The sequence below is a fragment of the Actinosynnema sp. NPDC023587 genome (assembly GCF_040640215.1).
Taxonomy (GTDB): Bacteria; Actinomycetota; Actinomycetes; order Mycobacteriales; family Pseudonocardiaceae; genus Actinosynnema.
Genome location: NZ_JBFABG010000026.1, coordinates 11423 through 28712 on the forward strand (window position 1 = coordinate 11423; position 17290 = coordinate 28712).

The 17290-nt window shown below is 74.3% G+C and carries 16 protein-coding genes; 6 read left to right on the top strand and 10 right to left on the bottom strand.

The window, feature by feature from the left end; all coding sequences use genetic code 11:
• Positions 1-22: 22 nt before the first annotated feature.
• Positions 23-655, bottom strand: coding sequence for a response regulator transcription factor (locus AB0G01_RS34250; RefSeq protein ID WP_360954830.1), 633 nt, complete (start codon positions 653-655; stop codon positions 23-25).
• The gene (locus AB0G01_RS34255; RefSeq protein WP_360954725.1) at positions 652-1776 is read right to left on the bottom strand and encodes a sensor histidine kinase; all 1125 of its coding nucleotides are present in this window, start codon (positions 1774-1776) and stop codon (positions 652-654) included. Before AB0G01_RS34255 ends, AB0G01_RS34250 begins: the two co-directional genes overlap by 4 nt.
• A gap of 110 nt (positions 1777-1886) precedes the next feature.
• Between AB0G01_RS34255 and AB0G01_RS34260 the strand changes: the two genes are divergently transcribed.
• From AB0G01_RS34260 to AB0G01_RS34285, 6 genes are all read left to right on the top strand, one after another.
• Entirely contained in the window at positions 1887-2561 is a 675-nt protein-coding gene (locus AB0G01_RS34260; RefSeq protein WP_360954728.1) for an ABC transporter ATP-binding protein, read from the top strand.
• Entirely contained in the window at positions 2558-4720 is a 2163-nt protein-coding gene (locus AB0G01_RS34265) for an FtsX-like permease family protein (RefSeq protein ID WP_360954731.1), read from the top strand. Before AB0G01_RS34260 ends, AB0G01_RS34265 begins: the two co-directional genes overlap by 4 nt.
• A 35-nt stretch (positions 4721-4755) precedes the next feature.
• Positions 4756-5691: an efflux RND transporter periplasmic adaptor subunit gene (locus AB0G01_RS34270; protein WP_360954734.1), complete on the top strand. Its 936-nt coding sequence runs from the start codon at positions 4756-4758 to the stop codon at positions 5689-5691.
• Positions 5688-6362, top strand: coding sequence for an ABC transporter ATP-binding protein (locus AB0G01_RS34275; RefSeq protein WP_360954737.1), 675 nt, complete (start codon positions 5688-5690; stop codon positions 6360-6362). Before AB0G01_RS34270 ends, AB0G01_RS34275 begins: the two co-directional genes overlap by 4 nt.
• Complete coding sequence (locus AB0G01_RS34280) at positions 6359-7645, top strand: ABC transporter permease (protein ID WP_360954740.1); 1287 nt, start codon at positions 6359-6361, stop codon at positions 7643-7645. The genes AB0G01_RS34275 and AB0G01_RS34280 overlap by 4 nt, the downstream gene beginning before the upstream one ends.
• Before the next feature lie 120 nt (positions 7646-7765).
• The gene (locus AB0G01_RS34285; protein ID WP_360954742.1) at positions 7766-8797 is read left to right on the top strand and encodes an alpha/beta fold hydrolase; all 1032 of its coding nucleotides are present in this window, start codon (positions 7766-7768) and stop codon (positions 8795-8797) included.
• Positions 8798-8842: 45 nt separating this feature from the next.
• Here the strand turns inward: AB0G01_RS34285 and AB0G01_RS34290 are convergent, their stop codons facing one another.
• From AB0G01_RS34290 to AB0G01_RS34325, 8 genes are all read right to left on the bottom strand, one after another.
• A complete protein-coding gene (locus tag AB0G01_RS34290; RefSeq protein ID WP_360954745.1) occupies positions 8843-9394 on the bottom strand; it encodes a hypothetical protein in 552 nt (183 codons plus the stop codon).
• Between the two features lie 127 nt (positions 9395-9521).
• On the bottom strand, positions 9522-10790 hold the full coding sequence (locus AB0G01_RS34295) for a cation:proton antiporter (protein ID WP_360954748.1): 1269 nt from the start codon (positions 10788-10790) through the stop codon (positions 9522-9524).
• A gap of 192 nt (positions 10791-10982) precedes the next feature.
• Complete coding sequence (locus AB0G01_RS34300) at positions 10983-11855, bottom strand: alpha/beta hydrolase (protein ID WP_360954751.1); 873 nt, start codon at positions 11853-11855, stop codon at positions 10983-10985.
• A gap of 361 nt (positions 11856-12216) precedes the next feature.
• Positions 12217-12948 (bottom strand): alpha/beta fold hydrolase, encoded by a 732-nt coding sequence (locus AB0G01_RS34305; protein ID WP_360954754.1) that lies wholly within the window; start codon positions 12946-12948, stop codon positions 12217-12219.
• A gap of 41 nt (positions 12949-12989) precedes the next feature.
• Complete coding sequence (locus tag AB0G01_RS34310; protein ID WP_360954757.1) at positions 12990-13580, bottom strand: TetR/AcrR family transcriptional regulator; 591 nt, start codon at positions 13578-13580, stop codon at positions 12990-12992.
• Positions 13581-13604: 24 nt separating this feature from the next.
• A complete protein-coding gene (locus AB0G01_RS34315; RefSeq protein ID WP_360954760.1) occupies positions 13605-14444 on the bottom strand; it encodes an ATP-binding cassette domain-containing protein in 840 nt (279 codons plus the stop codon).
• Positions 14441-16294 (bottom strand): dipeptide/oligopeptide/nickel ABC transporter permease/ATP-binding protein, encoded by a 1854-nt coding sequence (locus tag AB0G01_RS34320; protein ID WP_360954763.1) that lies wholly within the window; start codon positions 16292-16294, stop codon positions 14441-14443. The genes AB0G01_RS34315 and AB0G01_RS34320 overlap by 4 nt, the downstream gene beginning before the upstream one ends.
• On the bottom strand, positions 16291-17232 hold the full coding sequence (locus tag AB0G01_RS34325) for an ABC transporter permease (protein ID WP_360954766.1): 942 nt from the start codon (positions 17230-17232) through the stop codon (positions 16291-16293). The genes AB0G01_RS34320 and AB0G01_RS34325 overlap by 4 nt, the downstream gene beginning before the upstream one ends.
• Positions 17233-17290 lie beyond the last annotated feature (58 nt).

The window sequence follows — 17290 nt, forward strand, 5'->3', positions numbered from 1 at the left end:
GGGCTCGGCCCTCGCCGCCGGCTCAGCCCTCGCGGCCGACCAGTCCCGAGCGCCACGCCCAGGACGCCACCTCGACCCGGTTGCGGGTGCCGAGCTTGGACTGGACCGACGTGAGGTGGGTCTTGACCGTGGAGAGCGACAGGTGCAGCCGGGCCGCGATCTCCTGGTTGGTCAGGCCGTTCGCGACCTCGCGCACCACGTCCCGCTCGCGCGCGGTGAGCGTGCTCGGCCCGGGTCCCGCGCCCCGCCGCGCGAAGTGCGCCAGCAGCCGCACCGTCACCCGGGGCGAGATCAGCGCGTCGCCCCGCGCCGCCGCGCGGACCGACTCCACCAGCAGCGCGGGCCCGGCGTCCTTGGTGAGGAACCCGCTCGCGCCGTTCTCCAGCGCCGTGTGCACGTACTCGTCCAGGTCGAAGGTGGTCACCACGACGACCTTCGACGTCGGCGCGAGCCGCTTGGTCACCTCCAGGCCGTCCAGGCCCGGCATCCGGATGTCGAGCAGGCACACGTCCGGCCTCAGCTCGCGCGCCACCCGCACGGCGGCGATGCCGTCGGGCACGTCCGCGACGACGGTGATGTCCGGCTGCTTCTCCAGGATCATCCGGAAGCCGACCCGGACCATCTCCTGGTCGTCGGCGATCAGCACGGAGATCACCGGCTGCCCGCCCACGGCAGCTCGGCGGACACGCGCCACCCGGCGGTGTCCGGACCGGCGGCGAACCGGCCGCCGAGCAGGGCCACCCGCTCCCGCATGCCCACCAGCCCGTAGCCGCCGGCGCGCCGGGTCGGACCGCCCTCGCCGTCGTCGGCGACGACCAGGCGCACCGCGTCCGGCGTGCGGGTGAGCTCCACGTCGACCGCGCTCGCCGCGACGGCGTGCTTGCGGGCGTTGGTCAGCGCCTCCTGCACGAGCCTGAGCAGCGAGCGGCCCAGTTCCGGCGGCAGGTCGACGGGCAGGTCGAAGCGCAGCCGGACGTCGATGCCGGTCTGCCGCACCCGCTCCACCGCCGCCAGCACGTCCGCCGCCAGGTCCGTCGTCGCGGTCTCCGGGTCGGCGTGCCGCAGCGCGCCGACGAGCGTGCGCATGGCACCCAGCGCCTCAGTGCCGCTGTGCACGATGCCCGGCAGCAGGCGGTGCGCCGCGCCCGGGTCGTCGTCGGACACCTCCAGCGCGGCCTGCGCCTGCACCAGCATCCCGGTCAGGTGGTGCGCGACCACGTCGTGCAGCTCGCGCGCCAGCGCCATCCGCTCCTCGCGCTGGGCGTCGGCCACCGCCGAGGCCGTCCGCGCCTCCCGCTCCTCGTCGCGGGTGCGCAGGAACCAGCCCGCCCCGACGGCCAGCACGCCGAACATCAGCGTCCCGGTGATGTTGGTACCGCTGAAGACATAGCCGTCGCGCGTCACCGACGCCAGCGCGCCGGCCGCCATGAGCAGCCCCACGGACCCCGCCGCCACCGGGGGCGACGCGAACCGCACGACGGCGACGGCCAAGGCGCAGCAGGCGGCGGTCTCGACGACCGACAGGGGGCTGAGCAGGGTGTCCAGGCGCACCGGTTCGACCGCGCTCAGCACCGAGGTCAGCACCACCGACCCGACCGCCAGCGCGGTCGCGGCCCCGGGCCGGCGGAACGCCACGAGCGCCGCCGCGCACGTCGGCGCGGTCGTCAGCCACACGACGAACTCCAAGCCGGTCAACGGCACCAGCCAGACGAGCTGCAACACCAGCAGCGCGCCGAGCGCGAGCGCCACCGGCCACTGCCGGCGAAGTCCGTCCACGGTGGACACCGTACTGACCCCCCCGTGGACCCCGCATCGGTCATCCGGCCGACCCGGAATGGCGGTCCGGCCGAGGTGCGCGACCCCTCGCGACGGCGAACATCGACGCCATGAGTCCGATTCTGACCGCTCGCGGGTTGGTCAAGCGCTACGGGGAGGTGCGCGCCCTGGACGGGGTGGACCTCGACGTCCGGCGGGGCGAGGTGCTCGCCGTGATCGGCCCGTCCGGCTCCGGCAAGAGCAGCCTGCTGCGGGTGCTCTCGGGCGTCCTGCCCGCCGACGGCGGCGAGGTCCTGCTGGCCGGGAGGTCGATCGGCCGCCTCGGCGAAGCGGAGCGGAGCGTGTTGCGGCGCACCGAGTTCGGGCTGGTGTTCCAGTCCGGGATGCTCGTCGCGGAGCTCACCGCCGAGGAGAACGCGGCGCTGCCGCTGCTGCTGGGCGGGACCCGGTGGGGGGAGGCGCTGCGGGTGGCCCGGGAGTGGCTGGGCGTGCTCGGGCTCGCCGGGCTGGAGGCCCGCCGCCCGGACGCGCTGTCGGGCGGCCAGGCGCAGCGGGTGGCGATCGCCCGCGCCCTGGTCCACCGGCCGGGCGTGATCTTCGCGGACGAGCCGACGGCGGCCCTGGACAGCCGGACGGGCCACGACGTGGTGACCGCGCTGGTCGGGGCCGCTCGGGCGGCGGACGCGGCCGTGGTGCTGGTCACGCACGACCACGCCGTCGCGCGCCGCGCCCACCGGGTGGTCGAGTTCCGGGACGGTCGGGTCGTGGCGGGGGTGCGGGTGTGAGGCTCACGTTCGCGGTGCTGCGCGGCGACCGCCGGGGCCGGGTGGCGGCGGCCCTGGGCGCGGTGGCGACCGCCGGCGGGGTCCTGCTGGTGCTGTGGCTGCTGACCGTGCCCGGCGCGCTCGACGCGCGGGAGTCCCGGGCCGCCTGGCGCTCGGCGGTGCGGGGCGAGGGCGGCGGTCCGGTGACCGTCGCGACGACCCGGGACGAGTTCGGCGGGCGGTCGGTCGAGCGCTTCGACGTCACCTCGTCGAGCGAGGACGTGCCGGTGGCCGCCGGCATCCCGCGCCGGCCCCGGCCCGGCGAGGTGCTGCTGTCGCCGGCGCTGGCCGACCTGGTGCGGAATGTGCCCGCCGAGCGGCTCGGCCGCCGCTTCCCCGGCGAGGTGGTCGGCGAGCTGGGCGGTCCGGCGCTGCGCTTCCCGGACGAGCTGGTCGCGATCGTCGGCCACCCGGTCGGGGCGGTCCAGGGCACGGCCCGGCGGGACCTGGTCGGCGCGCCCGCGCCGGGCGGCGTCGACGGCGGCACGCGGTCGCTGCTCACCGGCGTGGGGCTGGTCGTGCTGGTGGTGCCCTGCCTGGTGCTGGTGGCGTCGGCGGGCCGGCTCACCGAGGCCCGGCGCGCCCGCCGGCTCGCCGCGCTGCGGGTGGCGGGCGCGACACCGGGCCAGGCGCTCCGGTCGGTCGCGGTGGAGACGGCGGTCGGCGCGCTCCCGGGCAGTGTGCTCGGCGCGCTGCTGGCCGTGCCCGCGAGCCGGGTTGCGGCGGCGGTCCCGTGGGGCGGCGGGACGTGGTTCCCGGCGGACTTCGTCCCGGACCCGGTGGTCGCGGGCGTGGTCGCCGCGCTCGCGGCGGTGCTGCTGGTGGGCGCGGCCGTGCTCGGCCACCGGCGGGAGCTCTCCCGCCCACCCGCCCCGCCGGCGGACCGGCGGGCCACCGCCCGGCGGCTGGTGTTCGCGCTCGCGGCGGCGGGGGTGTTCGGCGCGGCGGTGGTCGCCACCGACGTGCTCGGGCCCCGGTACCAGGTCGTCGCGGTGTCGGCGGGGGTCGGCGGGGTGGTCCTCGCGCTGGTGTTCGTCGGGCCCCTGGTGACCGGGCTGGTCGGGCGGGTCGTGCTGCGGACGCGGCGCGGACCGTTGACGCTGCTCGTCGGCCGGCGGCTGGCCACGCGGCCGGTCGCGTCGTTCCGGGCCTCGGCCGGGGTGCTGGTCGCGGTGTTCACCGGCGCGCTGGCGCTGACCGCGGTGCCGGCGCTGGAGGAGCAGGTCCGGTTCGACGACGGGACGTGGCGGCCGGGGGCCGTCCTCGCGCACGGGGTGGAGCGGGTCGACGTGGTCCGGGAGTCGGCCGGGGTCGCGGTCGTGCCGATGACCACCGTGCTCGTGCGGTCCGGCGGGCGCTCGCACACCGCCGTGGTCGGCCGGTGCGCGGAGGTCGCGACGGTGCTCTCCGGCCTGGTCTGCGCGTCCGGACCGGCCGTCTACGCGCCGTACCCGCTGGACGGGGCGCTCCAGGTCGCGGACCGGCGGGACCGGTCGACCGTCGACCTCGCGCCGGACGTCCCGGTCCGCGCCTACGGCGGGAGCTCGCTGGTCGTGGTCGACCCGGAGGTCGCGCCGTCGCCCGCCGCGCGGCCGGACACCGTCGCGGTCGCGACCACACCGGAGAACCGGGACGTGCTGCGCACGTCGCTGGCCCGAGCCCTGCCCGGTGTCGCGCTGACCGATCGCGGTGCCACCGACTCGATCGGCTCGACGCTGCTCGGGGACGTGCGGCGGGCGGTCCTGATCGGCCTGGTGATCGCCGCGCTGCTCGGCGCGGCGGGCGCGTCGGTGTCGGCGGTGGGGTCGGTGCTCGACCGGGGCCGGACGTTCGCCGCCCTGGTCGCCACCGGCACGCCGACCCGGCTGCTGCGCCGCGCGCTGTGGGCGGAAGTGCTCCTCCCGGTGGGCGCGGTGACGCTGGCCGCCTGCGGCGCGGGGGTCGCGGTGGGCGTCGGGCTGCTGTCCGCGACACCGGGCCTCCCGGCCGGCGGCCACCCGCTGCCGACCCCGTGGCTCGCCGCGCCGGTCGTCGCGGGGTTCGCCGTCGCGCTGGTCGGGGCGGCGGCCGGCGGGTCGGCGCTGCGGCGGGTCGACAGCACCGGGCACCACGGCGAGTAGCCGATAATCCTCTGTAGACAGTGACGGGAAAACTCATGCGCTTCACCATCATCGTGCCGCTGTGCGCGGCGGCCGTCGCCCTCGGCGCGTGCGGCCAGTCCGACGGGGCCGCCCGGAACCCCGACCTCGCGCCGCGCGGCACCCCGCTGACCAAGGTCAAGCCGACCCGCCAGGACCTCGCCACCGCGGTGAGCCTGGCCGGCGAGGTGACGGCGAACCCGACCTACGGCCTGGTCGCGCCGGTCGAGGGGCGGGTCAGGTTCGCCGAGGAGCCCCGGAGCGGCGAGGCGACCCGGGTCGCCTCGGTGTGGGCGGGCGGCCGGGCGCACCCCGTCGAGGTGCCGGACGGCGCGGTGTTCGCCGGCCGGCTGGTGGACGACGAGGTCACCGTGACCGCCGGGATGCCGATCGCGTCCGCCAAGCACCACGGCTACGGCATCGTGGCGGAACTCGACGCCTCCCAGGCGTACCAGGTGACGGGCGCGCTCGCCGACGTGCGGGCGCAGATCGTCAACGGCCCCGGTCCGTTCCCGTGCGCGGTGCTCGGGTCGGTCGCCGCGCTGCCGGCGGGCACCGCTCCCCCGCCGCCCGCCACCACGCGGCCGGGTGAACCCACCGGCACGGCCGGACGACGACCGGAGCGCGAAGCGCCCACCAGCGGCCCGACCGGGCTGCGCGTGGTGTGCACCGCGCCCGCCGACGTGACGCTGATCAACGGTGCCGCGGCGAAGCTGGAGCTGGTCACCGGCCGGTCGGCGAACGCCCTGGTCGTGCCGGTGGAGGCGGTCGCGGGGACCCGGGAGCGGGGGAAGGTCGACGTGCTCGGGCCGGACGGCTCGCGGCGCACGGCGGATGTCGTGCTCGGGCTCTCCGACGGCGAGGTCGTCGAGGTCGTGTCCGGGCTCCGGGGCGACGAGGAACTGGCCGTGCCGGGCCCGGACCTGGCCGAGCCGACGGCGGGACGCCGGTGACCGGGTTGATCCGGCTGAGCGGCATCGGCAAGACGCTGACCGGGCAGGGCGAGTCGCGCGCCGTGCTGTCGGGGGTCGACCTGACCCTCCACCGCGGGCAGAGCGTGGCCGTGGTCGGCCGCTCCGGCTCGGGCAAGAGCACCCTGCTCAGCCTGCTGGGCCTGTTCGACCGACCCGACGACGGCACGTACCTGTTGCGGGACCGCGACATCACCCGCATCCCGGAACGCCGGGCCGCCGCGCTGCGCAGCGCCGGCTTCGGGTTCGTCTTCCAGCGCTTCCTGCTGCTCAACCACCTCACGGCGGCGCAGAACGTGGCCATGGCGCTGGTGAACGGCCAGGGTTGGCTGTCCCGGAGGCAGCGCGGGGCGAAGGTGGCGGCGGCGCTGGACGCGGTCGGCGTGGCCCACCTCGCCGGGCACCGGCCGCCCCGCCTGTCCGGCGGCGAGCAGCAGCGCGTCGCGATCGCCCGCGCGCTGGTCCGCGAGCCCGAGGTCCTGCTGGCCGACGAGCCGACCGGCGCGCTCGACGCCGAGACCGGCGACCTCGTCGTCGAGGCGCTGCGCGGTGCCACCCGACGCGGCTGCGGGCTGGTCCTGGTCACCCACGACCGCGAGCACGCCCGGAAGATGGACACGGTGCTGGAACTGGTCGAAGGACGGCTGACGTGACGCTCTCCGGTGGTTTCCGCTCCGCGCTGGTCATCGGCGTGCAGGGCATCCGGGCCCACAAGCTGCGCACGTTCCTGTCCACGGTCAGCCTGTTCCTGGGCGTCCTCGCGGTGCTGACCGTGCAGGCGGGCGCGGAGATCGCGGAACGGGCCCTGGTCGGCGGTGTCGAGCTGACCCGGGGCCGGGACGGCACGCACGTGATGCGGGTGCCGGAGAGGGGGACCACGCCGGAGATCGTCGAGCGGACGCTCGCCGGGCGCGCGGACGGCGTCGCGATCACCAGCACCAGCGCGGTCATCGGTGAGCCCGGCGTCCGGCCGGTCAACGACGGCGGCACCCCGTTCGACCAGCCGCGCGCCGGCAGCCGGGACAGGTGCCCGGACGAGGGGTGCGGCCCGGACGACCGCAGGGCGGACGGCCGGGCGATCGAGGTGGAGCTCCGCGCGGTCACCGGCGACGTCCGGGTGTTCCGGCCGTTCCGGACCGTGTCGGGGCGGTGGCTGGACTTCACCACCGCGCCGTCGCTCGCGCCGGGCGTCGTGCTGAACGAGGAGGCCGCGAAGGGCCTGACCCGGTACCGGGTCCCGGCGGAGATGGCGGTGGCCGGCGCGTCCGCCCACCTCACGCCGCGAGTGGTCGGCGTGGTCGTGGACGGCGAGGCGGAACCCACCGCGTACGTGCGGACGGACGAACTGCGCACCTGGCTGCCGACGTCCCCGGAGGTCGACCCGGCGGTCGGCGGTTCGTCGATCGAGGTCCTGTTCACCCCCGGGTCCGACGAGTTGGCGCGGACGTTGAGCGCCCGGCTGGTCGCGGCGGGCGTGGACGCCGAGCAGGTGCGCGTGCACACGGTCGACGCGCGCGAGAACATGGAGAACCAACTGGCGCTGATGCGGTGGATCTTCCTGGGCATGGCGGCGCTGGTGCTGCTGATCGGCGTGGCCGGGATTCTGAACGTCGGCCTGGCGACGGTCGGCGAGCGGGTCGAGGAGTTCGCCCTGCGCCGGGCGGTCGGCACGCCTCGGCTCCTGCTGGCCGCGATCGTGCTCGCCGAGACCCTGCTGACCGGCCTGGTCACCGCGGGCGCGGCGATCGGGACGGGCGTGGTCGGCCTGCGGGTGAGCGGGTCGCTGATCGGCCACCCCGCGCTGGTCGGGGTCGGGTTCCCGTGGCAGGCGGCGGTGGCCGGGGTCGCGGCGGGCCTGGTCGCGGGCGTGCTGGGCGGCCTGGTCCCGGCGATCCGCGCGGCCCGCATCCCGATCTCGGCGGTGATGCGGGCCTGACCGCCCCGGGTCGACCGGCGAGGGTGGCGAGGGTGGCGACGATGGCCGCGATGAGGCAGATTGGACACCGGCGAGGTTGCGAGCGAACCTCACTTTCCGTTCCCCGGAGGAGGGCATCCCGTGGCCGAAACCCAGTACCACGAACTCGGTGACTTCACGTTGCAGCACGGCGCGACCCTGCGCGGCGCGCGCCTGGCCTACACCACCTACGGAACGTTGAACGCCGACAAGTCCAACGCCGTCGTCTACCCCACCTGGTACTCCGGTCGGCACTGGGACAACGAGTGGTTGATCGGCCAGGGCATGGCGCTCGACCCGGACGAGTACTTCGTGATCATCCCGAACATGCTCGGCAACGGCCTGTCCACCTCGCCCAGCAACGCCTCGCCCGGCTACGCCGGCCCGAGGTTCCCGCACGTCACCTTCCACGACCAGGTCGAGGCGCAGCACCACCTGGTGACGCGCCACTTCGGCATCGAGCGCCTCGCGCTGGTCACCGGCTGGTCGATGGGCGCGGGCCAGACCTACCAGTGGGCGGTCAGCCACCCGGAGATGGTCGAGCGGATGGCCCCGTTCTGCGGCTCGTCCCGGACCAGCACCCACAACCAGGTGTTCCTGGAGGGCGTGAAGGCCGCGCTGACCGCCGACTCCGCGTTCGCCGGCGGCTGGTACGGCGACGACCTGCCCGCGGTGGGCCTGCGCGCCGCCGCCCGCGTCTACGCCGGGTGGGGGTTCAGCCAGGCGTTCTACTGGGAGGAGGAGTACGAGAAGCTCGGCTACACCTCGCTGGAGGACTTCCTGGTCGAGTTCTGGGAGGGCTTCTTCCTCGACGGCCGGGACCCGAACAACCTGCTCACCATGTTCCGGACGTGGCAGACCGGCGACGTCGGCCGGACCCCCGGGTTCGCCGGCGACACGGTCGCGGCGCTGCGCTCGATCCGCGCGGCGGCGATCGTGCTGCCCGCCGAGAAGGACCTGTACTTCCCGCCGGAGGACGAGGCGTGGGCGGTGAACCACATCCCCGACGCCGAACTCCGCGTCATCCCGGGGATCTGGGGCCACTTCGCCGGGTACGGCAGCAATCCCGCCGACACCCGCTTCATCGACACCGCGCTGCGCGAACTGCTGGACCGTCCCGGCGGCCTGGGCTGACCGGTCGGGCGGGCCGCCGGGCGGGAGCGGACGACGCGCCCGGGATCACGGGAGCCGGTGGTACCCGGCGGCCCGCAACCGCTCGGTGGCCCGGACGTCGATGCTCACCCGGACCTGGTTCGCGTCCGTCGAATCGCCGCCGAGCGCACCGAGCGCGATGATCACGAAACCCAGCGTCCGCAGGAGCATCGCCCAGCCGGCCTTGGCCAACCCGACCCGGCTGCCGTCCTTGACGCGCACCAGGCGGGTGCCCGACAGCAGCGCGCCGAGGCCGCGCCCGTTGCCGTAGCACCAGCCGTACAGGAAGGGCAGCACCACCAGGGACGCCAGGGTGGTCACGGCCGCGCCGGCCGCCGGGTCGGACGTGGCGGGCGCGGAGGTGTAGTACGCCACGCCGGCACCGATCGCGAGGCCGGTCACCAGGAGGAAGTCGACCAGCCACGCCAGGATGACCGCTCCCCACGTCGCCTCGACGTAGAGCGTCCGGTCGCCGAACGCCCGGATGCGCCCGGCCACTCCCCTGCCCAACGCCTCGGACGCGTGCTCGCGCACGAGTTGCACAGGACGCGGGCGTCGATCCGGCTCGTGGGTGCTCATCGTCGTGACCTCTCGTTGTGCTCGGACCCGACGATATTGCCCGACCACCGGTCACCGGACCGATTCGCCCACTGTGGAGGGTCACGAGGAACACACCGCCGCCGGGCGCGCCCGGTCCTCGGTGCGCTCAGCCCCGGGAAGCCGGCTCGGCCCGGCCGCGCGCGAACCGGTGGGCCAGGGGCGCACCGAGCCCGTGCAGGACGACGCTGAGCAACACGCACGTCACGGTGACGACCAGGATTGTGTCGGCGACCACACCATCGGGCAGTCCGTTGTAGGCCAGCAGCCCGAACACGATCGACGTCGTCCCGCGCGGGCCGAGGGCGGCGACGAGGAGGCGCTCGCGGCGGGTGAACGGGGAGCCGGTCAGCGCCAGGAGCACCGGGACCGCGCGGATCAGCGTCAGGGCGGCCAGGCAGAACAGCAGCGCCGCCCACGAGAACCCCCACCCGATCACCAGGACCGCGCACGTGCCGACCACCAGCCACATCGTCATGCCGAGCTGGGCGCTGACGTCTTCGAGGAGGTTCAGGTCGCGGCCGGAGCGGGCGAGCGCTTCGGTGGTGTCCCCGCGCTGCCGGGCGGCGCGGACGTTGCGGGCGATGAAGACCCGGTGCGCGAAGCGGAAGGCGATGCCGCTGACGAACGACGCCACGAAACCGTTGCCGCCGACGGCCACGGTGGTGAAGAAGGTCAGCAGCGGCACGACGAGCACCAGGATTCGCCGGGACCGCCCGGTCATCCAGCCGGCACTCGCGCACCGGTCCATCAGCCAACCGGTCGCCGCACCGACCAGCAGCCCCACGACGAGCGCCTTGACCGCCGACGGGAGCACGGTGGCCAGCGCTTCCAGCGGGGTGCGCTCCTGGTGCCGGTCGCCCGCCAGGGTCATCGCGAACAGGAAGACCGGGGTCACGATGCCGTCGTTGTAGCCGCCCTCGATGTTCAGCACGGTGCGCACCCGCGCGGACAGCCCGCGATCGCGCACGACCTGCTCGGCCGGCGCGAAGTCGATGGGCACGACCACGCAGGCGAGCACCAGCAGCACCGGCCACGGCACGTCCGGCAGCAGCACGGCCCCCAGCCCCACCGCCAGTGCGAGGCTCAGCGGCAGCGCGACCAGCAGCAGGCGGGCGGCGGTGCCGGGGTGGTTGCCGAACAGGCGTCCGCCGCGCACCTCGGTGGCGTCCACGAACAGCAGGACCGCGAGGATGATCTCCGCGACGAACTCGGCGGTGAGCGTGTTGAGCGCCGCCGCGACCTCGTCGCCGACGAGGAAGCCGAGCACGACCCCGGCGACCACCATCACCACCGGCGCGCCGATGTGCCACCGGGACAGCCGGTGCGCGGTCAGCGACCAGAGGACGATGGCGGTCAGCCCGAGGATCGTGGTCATCGCGGACAGCTTCCCACGTCCCGGCGGAACCGCCCGGCACCCGGGAATCGCCCGGCGGTGTCCCTTGTGGACGAACGTCGACCACACGGCGGGGGAAGCCGCGCCGCCGTTCACTCCATTGTGTACTCACCGGTCCGCCGCACCCACGGGCGGCGGACCGGGGGCGCGGGTCGGGCCCGGGGCCCGACGGGCTCAGCCGACGGTGCTGCGCGAGCGGGCGTTCGCGTCGATCGCCTCGACCAGTTCCGGCAGCCGGACCCGGGGCAGGTCGTGCCCCATGTCGGGGAACTCCAGGTAGGTGGAGCGCGGGATGGCGTCGCGGGTGGCCCGCCCGCCGCTGACGTCGATCAGGCTGTCCTCGACGCCGTGCACCACGGTGGTGGGCAGGTCGAGCTGCCGGAGTCGCGGGGTGCGGTCCACGGCGTTGAGGATCGCGGCGAACTGGCGCTCGGCACCCCGGGGGTGGAAGCCCCGGTCGTAGGACTCGGTGGCGAAGCGCCGGCGGCGCTCGCGCTCGGCGTCGGCGTGGGTGCGCGAGCCGATCACCCGGTAGACCTCGGCGATGTGGTCGATGGCCGCCTCGCGCTCGGTGGGCGTCGGCTTCGTCACCGCCTCGACCGCCTCGCGGGTCGGGAGGCCGACCAGGGGGTTGCCGGTGGTGCTCATGATCGAGCACAGGGTGGCGGCGCGCTCCGGGTGGTGGATGGCGATCAACTGGGCGATCATGCCGCCCATGGACGCGCCGACGAGGTGCGCCCGGGGGATGTCGAGGTGGTCGAGCAGGCCGACGGTGTCGGCGGCCAGGTCGACCAGGTGGTACGCGGGCCCGCCGCCGGGCGGGACGGTGCCGGCGATCTTGTCCGACCGGCCGCAGTCGCGGTTGTCGAAGCGGATCACCCGGTAGCCGAGCTCGCCGAGCCCCTGGACCACCTCGTCGGGCCACAGGACCAACTGCGAGTTCAGGCCCATGATGAGCAGCAGCGGTTCGCCTCCGGGCCGGCCCTCGTCGCGGTACCACAGTCGGATGCCGTTGGTGGGCGCGTAGTCACCGGGTTCATCGGGCATGAATCGGGTTCCTCTCCTTGCCGGGTGGACGATCCCGACCACGAGCGTCCACTGTGGACCGTGGCGCGCCCCGGGTCTCGCGATCGTCGTGACGACGGCACCGCCGGGTCGGCGGTGCCGTTCCCCCATCGTGGACGGGCCTCCCACGACGGGGGAACCGCGCTCACCCGACTGCCGAGGGGAATCACCCTCCCGGTTCAACGCACTCCGTGAACACCTGGGACGACCGGGAGGCGGTCTCCGCGAAACGGCGGACACCCCGCCCGCGTCCGTCCACTTAGGACAGCAAGAGGTCGAGCGGTGCCGGAGCACCGCTCGACCCGGTGAGGCCGCGCGACGGGCGGCGACGCCCGTCGGCGGATCAGATTTCGAGGAACTGGAACACGGCCGCGCGGAACTCGTCGCCGGCCAGTGCGCCGAAGTGGTCGCCCGGCACGTGCTGGAGGCGCGCGCCCGCGACCCGCGCCACGATCTGGTCGATGCCCCGCACCATCGGGTCCTGCTCCCCGGCGACGAAGAGCGTCGGCACCTCGGGGGCGCTGCCCGCCGGGTCGAACGGCTCCCGGGCCAGGCCCTCCACCAGGTTCAGCAGCGATCCGGCGTCCTGCCCCTCGCCGGACACCATGCCGGTGATCATCCCGGTCAGCGGGTCCGCCGGCGGCGGTCCACCCTGGACGGCCGCGCGGGCGGCGGCGAGGTCGACCGCGCCGAACGGCTCCATCGGGCTCAGGCCGCCGAGCACCAGCCTGCGCACCCGGACCGCGCCGGAGGCCGCCAGGTCCCACGCCAGGCGCGCGCCCAGCGAGTAGCCGACCACGTCGACCTCGGTGGCACCGACGCCCTCCGCGATGCGCCGGAGCAGGTGCGCGGTGGTCACCTCGTCCGGCGTGCCGACGGCCGGGCCGCCGACGTGACCGGGCAGGTGCACCACGACGACCTCGCGACCGGCGGCGGCCAGCGGAGCGGCCCAGCGCTCGGCCGGCCAGTCGGACGTGCCGTTGGCGGCGAACCCGTGGATGAGCACGACGGGCGGGCCGGTGACCTCGGAGGTGGGCCGGGTGCGGGTGACCGGCAGCGCGACGACACTGATCATTCTACGAGTGTAGACAAAAAAACTCCGCGGGTCCAGGGAGGTCAGCCCGCGATCCGCCCCATCAACCCGTCGATGTACGCGGTGTACCGGCCCACCAGCTCGCCGACCGGGTGCATCAGGCAGGCCACGTTCGCCCCGATCGTGACCGACACGATCTCGTCCGCGAGCACGCCGACGGCCGGGGTGTCCGGGGACACCCCGCCGCCCGAGGCCGCCGCGACCCGCACGCACAGCTCGGCCCGCCACGTGACGAGCATGTCGCGGTACTGGCGGGCCAGGTCGGGGTTCGCGACCGAGTGCTCCCACAGCACCAGCAGCACGCGCGCCGACGTGATCTGGTGCGGTTGCAGGGGCATCGCGGCCGTGACGAAGCCCCGCAGCGACTCCGCGGGGCTGTCGTACGGACCCAGCTCGGACATCCGCTGCGCGGTCGCGTCCAGGACGCTCTCGAACGTCGCCGCGATGATCTCGTCCTTGCTGGCGAAGTAGTGCTTGAGCGCGCCGTTGGCGAAACCGGCCGCGGCGACGATGCTGCGCATCGTGGCCGCCTCGAAGCCGCCCTCGGCGATGAGCTTCTTGGCGACCTCGACGACCTCGCGCCGCCGCTGATCATGGTCGATGACCTTCGGCATGGCCTCGACCCTAGTCGACGCCGGTCACGCCGAGTCCCGAAGACCGAGCCAGGCGGCACGGCGTTCGGCCTGGCGGGCCGGGTCGGCGACGGGCGCGGCGAGCAGCAGCCGCCGCGTGTAGGGGTGTTCCGGGTCCTGCGTGACCGTGCCGGTGTGCCCGGACTCCACGATCTCGCCCTGGTACATCACCGAGACGCGGTGGCAGATCCGCCGCACGACGCCGAGGTCGTGCGACACGAACAGGTAGGACACGCCGGTGTCCCGCTGGATGTCGATGAACAGGTCCAGGATCGTCGCCTGCGTGGTGAGGTCGAGCGCGCTCACCGGCTCGTCGCAGACGATCAGGCGCGGCTTGCGGACCAGCGCCCGCGCGATCGCGATGCGCTGCCGCTGCCCGCCGGAGAACTCGCTCGGGTACCGGTGCACCGAGTCCACCGGCAGCCGCACGTGGTCCAGCATCTCCGCGACCACGGTGCGCGCCTGCGCCTTCGTCGTCCCGCCCACCTGGAGCGGCTCGGTGAGCACCTCGCCGACCGTCATGGTGGGGTCGAGAGAACCGTACGGGTCCTGGAAGACGACCTGGATGTCGTTGGCCAGCCGCCGCCGCTCGGCACCGCGCGCGTGCGTGATGTCCTTGCCGTCGAAGGTGATCCGACCGGCCGCGACGGCGGCCAGGCCCAGCACGGCCTTGCCGAGCGTCGACTTGCCCGACCCGCTCTCCCCGACCAGCCCGACGCACTCGCCGGGCCCCACGGAGATCGACACGCCCTTGAGCGCGCGCAGCTTGAGCTTGCGGTGCAAGCGGTAGTCGACCACCAGGTCCTCCACCGCGAGCAGCGGTGCGGCGTCCTCGGGCGCGATCATCGTGCGTCGTCCTCTCCACCCACGTGCGCGGCACGGCGGTCCAGGGTGATCGGAACCCCCTGGGCCCAGGCCGCGTCCAGTTGCCGCCGGTCCTCGACGTCGTCCAGGGACGCGCTGATGAGCTCGGCCGTGTACGGCTGCTCGGCGTTGTTGAAGATCCGGTCCACCGGACCGGTTTCGACGATGCGGCCGTCCTTCATCACCACGACCCGGTCGCAGATGTCCGCGACGACGCCGAAGTTGTGGGTGACGATCACCAGCGTCATGCCGTACTCCTGCTGCAACTCCCGCAGCAGCTCCAGCACCTCCGCCTGCACGGTCACGTCGAGCGCGGTCGTCGGCTCGTCGGCGACCAGCAGCGACGGCCGCCCGGACACCGCGCCGGCGATCAGGACGCGCTGCGCCATGCCGCCGGAGATCTGGTGCGGGTAGGACCGCAGCACGCGGTCCGGGTCGGTGATGCCCACCCGGACCAGGACCTCCCGCGCACGGGCGCGGGCCGCCGTCTTCGACAGGCCGTGCACGTGCCGCAGGGGCTCGACCAACTGGCGCTCGACGGTGTAGCACGGGTCGAGGTTGCTCATCGGCTCCTGGGGCACGTAGCCGATCGACCGGCCCAGCAGCGCCGCGCGCTCGCGCGGCGGCAGCTTGCCGACCTCCTTGCCACCGACCCAGATGCCGTCCGCGACGGCGGTGCCGCCGGTGGGCAGCAGGTCGAGCACCGTGAAGATGGTCTGCGTCTTGCCCGAACCGGACTCCCCGACGATGCCGAGCACCTCGCCGGGCGCGGCGTCCAGGGACACCCCGCGCACGACCTCCTTGACCCCGTTCTGGGTCGCGTAGCCGACCCGCAGGTTCTCCACCCGCAGGACGCTGTCCTCGGCCCGGTGCTCGTGCGTGCCGCTGGTGGCCCGGTCGGACAGCTCGGTGGGCGCGGGCGCGGCGAGCGCTTCGCGCACCCGCACCCTGGCCCGCCGGGAGGGCTGCTCGGAGCGCACGCTGACCAGGTCGGCCAGCGTCGACCCGATGAACGCGAGCGCCGCGATCGTGACGCCCAGGGCGATCGACGGCCACAGCAGGATCAGCGGGTAGGTGAGCATGTTCTGGAAGCCGTCGTTCATCATCTGGCCCCAGCTCGGCGTGGACGCCGAGCCGATGCCGAGGAACTGGAGGCCCGCCTGCATGCCGATCGCGATGCCGGCGGTCAGCGCCGTCTGCACCAGGATCGGCGCGTAGACCGCGCGCATCATGTGGGTGCGCACGATCCGGACGTTGGTCACGCCGGCGACGCGCGCGGCGTCGATGTAGGGCTCCTTGCGCACGGCCAGCGCCCGCGCCCGGGTGATCCGGTAGTAGCCGGGGGCCAGGAAGATGCCCAGCGCGACCATGAGGACCGCGAAGTCCTGGCCGGTGCCCGCCGCGACCACCAGCAGCACGATCATGCCGGGGACCGACTGGAGGGCGTCGCTGATCCAGGAGAGCAACCGGTCGGTGGTGCCGCCGGCGTACCCGGCCAGCACGCCCGCCGGCACGCCGAGCAGCAGCCCCGCGCCGCAGGTGATCACCGCGCCGAACAGGGTGGTCTGCGCGCCGTAGAGCAGGCGGCTGAGGATGTCGCGGCCGGCCGAGTCGCCGCCGAGCACGTGCCCGTTGCCCGGTTCGGCGTGGGTCAGCGTGAACTGCACGAAGTTCGGGTCGAACGGAGCCAGCCACGGAGCGAGCAGCGCGGCGGCGACGATGACCAGCATGACGGCGAGGGCGATCACGCCGAGCGGGCGGCGCAGGTAGCGCCGCAGCAGCGAGATCCGTTTGACGGGGGCCAGTGGGGTGGGGAAAGGGGCAGCGGTCATCGGTCGCGCACCTTCGGGTTGACCCACCCGAGCAACAGGTCGAGCAGGAAGTTGACGATGACGACGAACACCACGGTGACGGCGGTCAGCCCGAGCAGGACCGGGATGTCCCCGATCTGGGAGGCCGACTGGGTCAGGCTGCCGATGCCGGGCAGGTTGAACACGATCTCGACGACGATGGCCCCGCCGAGCAGTCCGACGAACATCAGCGCGAGCACGGTCAGCGCCGCCGGCGACGCGTTGCGCAGCACGTGCGTGGTGACGCGGCGGCCGGAGAGGCCGCGAGCCCGCAGCGTGCGCACGAAGTCCTGGTTGGTCACCTGGAGGAAGCCGTTGCGGAGCTGTTCGGCGACCATGACGATCGCGCCGAGCGCCAGCGACACCGAGGGCAGGGTGATCGAGCTCAGCCACCCGCTCACGGACTGGTCCGGCGACACGTACCCGATCGCCGGGAACCACTTCAGGTTGATGGCGAACCAGGTGACCAGCACGAGGCTGATCCAGAAGCCGGGCAGTGCGAACAGCACCACGGAGGCGAGCTTCAGGGTCCGGTCGAGCATCCCGCCGGGCCGCAGCCCGCAGACGATGCCCACGGCCACGCCGATGACCGCGGAGAGCAGGGTCGCGAAGACCACGACCGACAGCGTGACCGGGACGCGCTGCACCAACTGGTCGTTGACCGGTTGGAAGCTGCGCCACGAGGTGCCGAAGTCGGCGGCGGCGGCGTGCGTGAGCCAGTCCCAGAACTGGACCAGCAGCGGCCGGTCGTAGCCGATCTTGGCGCGCAGGGCGTCCTGCTGGGCGGCGGTGGCGCTGTTGCCGAGCAGGCCGGGGGTGGGGTCCCCGACGGCCAGGTGTGCCAGGAAGAACGTGCCGCTGGTGACGACCAGGAGCAGCAGGATTCCGGACAACAGGCGTTTCGCGATGAAGGACAGCATAGTCAGTCGGCTCCTCACCGGCAGGTCCGTCCGCTGTGGACGGACCTGCCGGAGCACG

What these genes read in the sequence shown, in the direction of transcription:
- AB0G01_RS34260 (WP_360954728.1), top strand. Translation starts at nt 1,887, where the DNA reads ATGAGTCCGATTCTGACCGCTCGCGGGTTGGTCAAGCGCTACGGGGAG.
- AB0G01_RS34270 (WP_360954734.1), top strand. Translation starts at nt 4,756, where the DNA reads ATGCGCTTCACCATCATCGTGCCGCTGTGCGCGGCGGCCGTCGCCCTC.
- AB0G01_RS34290 (WP_360954745.1), bottom strand. Translation starts at nt 9,394, where the DNA reads ATGAGCACCCACGAGCCGGATCGACGCCCGCGTCCTGTGCAACTCGTG.
- AB0G01_RS34295 (WP_360954748.1), bottom strand. Translation starts at nt 10,790, where the DNA reads ATGACCACGATCCTCGGGCTGACCGCCATCGTCCTCTGGTCGCTGACC.
- AB0G01_RS34300 (WP_360954751.1), bottom strand. Translation starts at nt 11,855, where the DNA reads ATGCCCGATGAACCCGGTGACTACGCGCCCACCAACGGCATCCGACTG.
- AB0G01_RS34305 (WP_360954754.1), bottom strand. Translation starts at nt 12,948, where the DNA reads ATGATCAGTGTCGTCGCGCTGCCGGTCACCCGCACCCGGCCCACCTCC.
- AB0G01_RS34310 (WP_360954757.1), bottom strand. Translation starts at nt 13,580, where the DNA reads ATGCCGAAGGTCATCGACCATGATCAGCGGCGGCGCGAGGTCGTCGAG.
- AB0G01_RS34315 (WP_360954760.1), bottom strand. Translation starts at nt 14,444, where the DNA reads ATGATCGCGCCCGAGGACGCCGCACCGCTGCTCGCGGTGGAGGACCTG.
- AB0G01_RS34320 (WP_360954763.1), bottom strand. Translation starts at nt 16,294, where the DNA reads ATGACCGCTGCCCCTTTCCCCACCCCACTGGCCCCCGTCAAACGGATC.
- AB0G01_RS34325 (WP_360954766.1), bottom strand. Translation starts at nt 17,232, where the DNA reads ATGCTGTCCTTCATCGCGAAACGCCTGTTGTCCGGAATCCTGCTGCTC.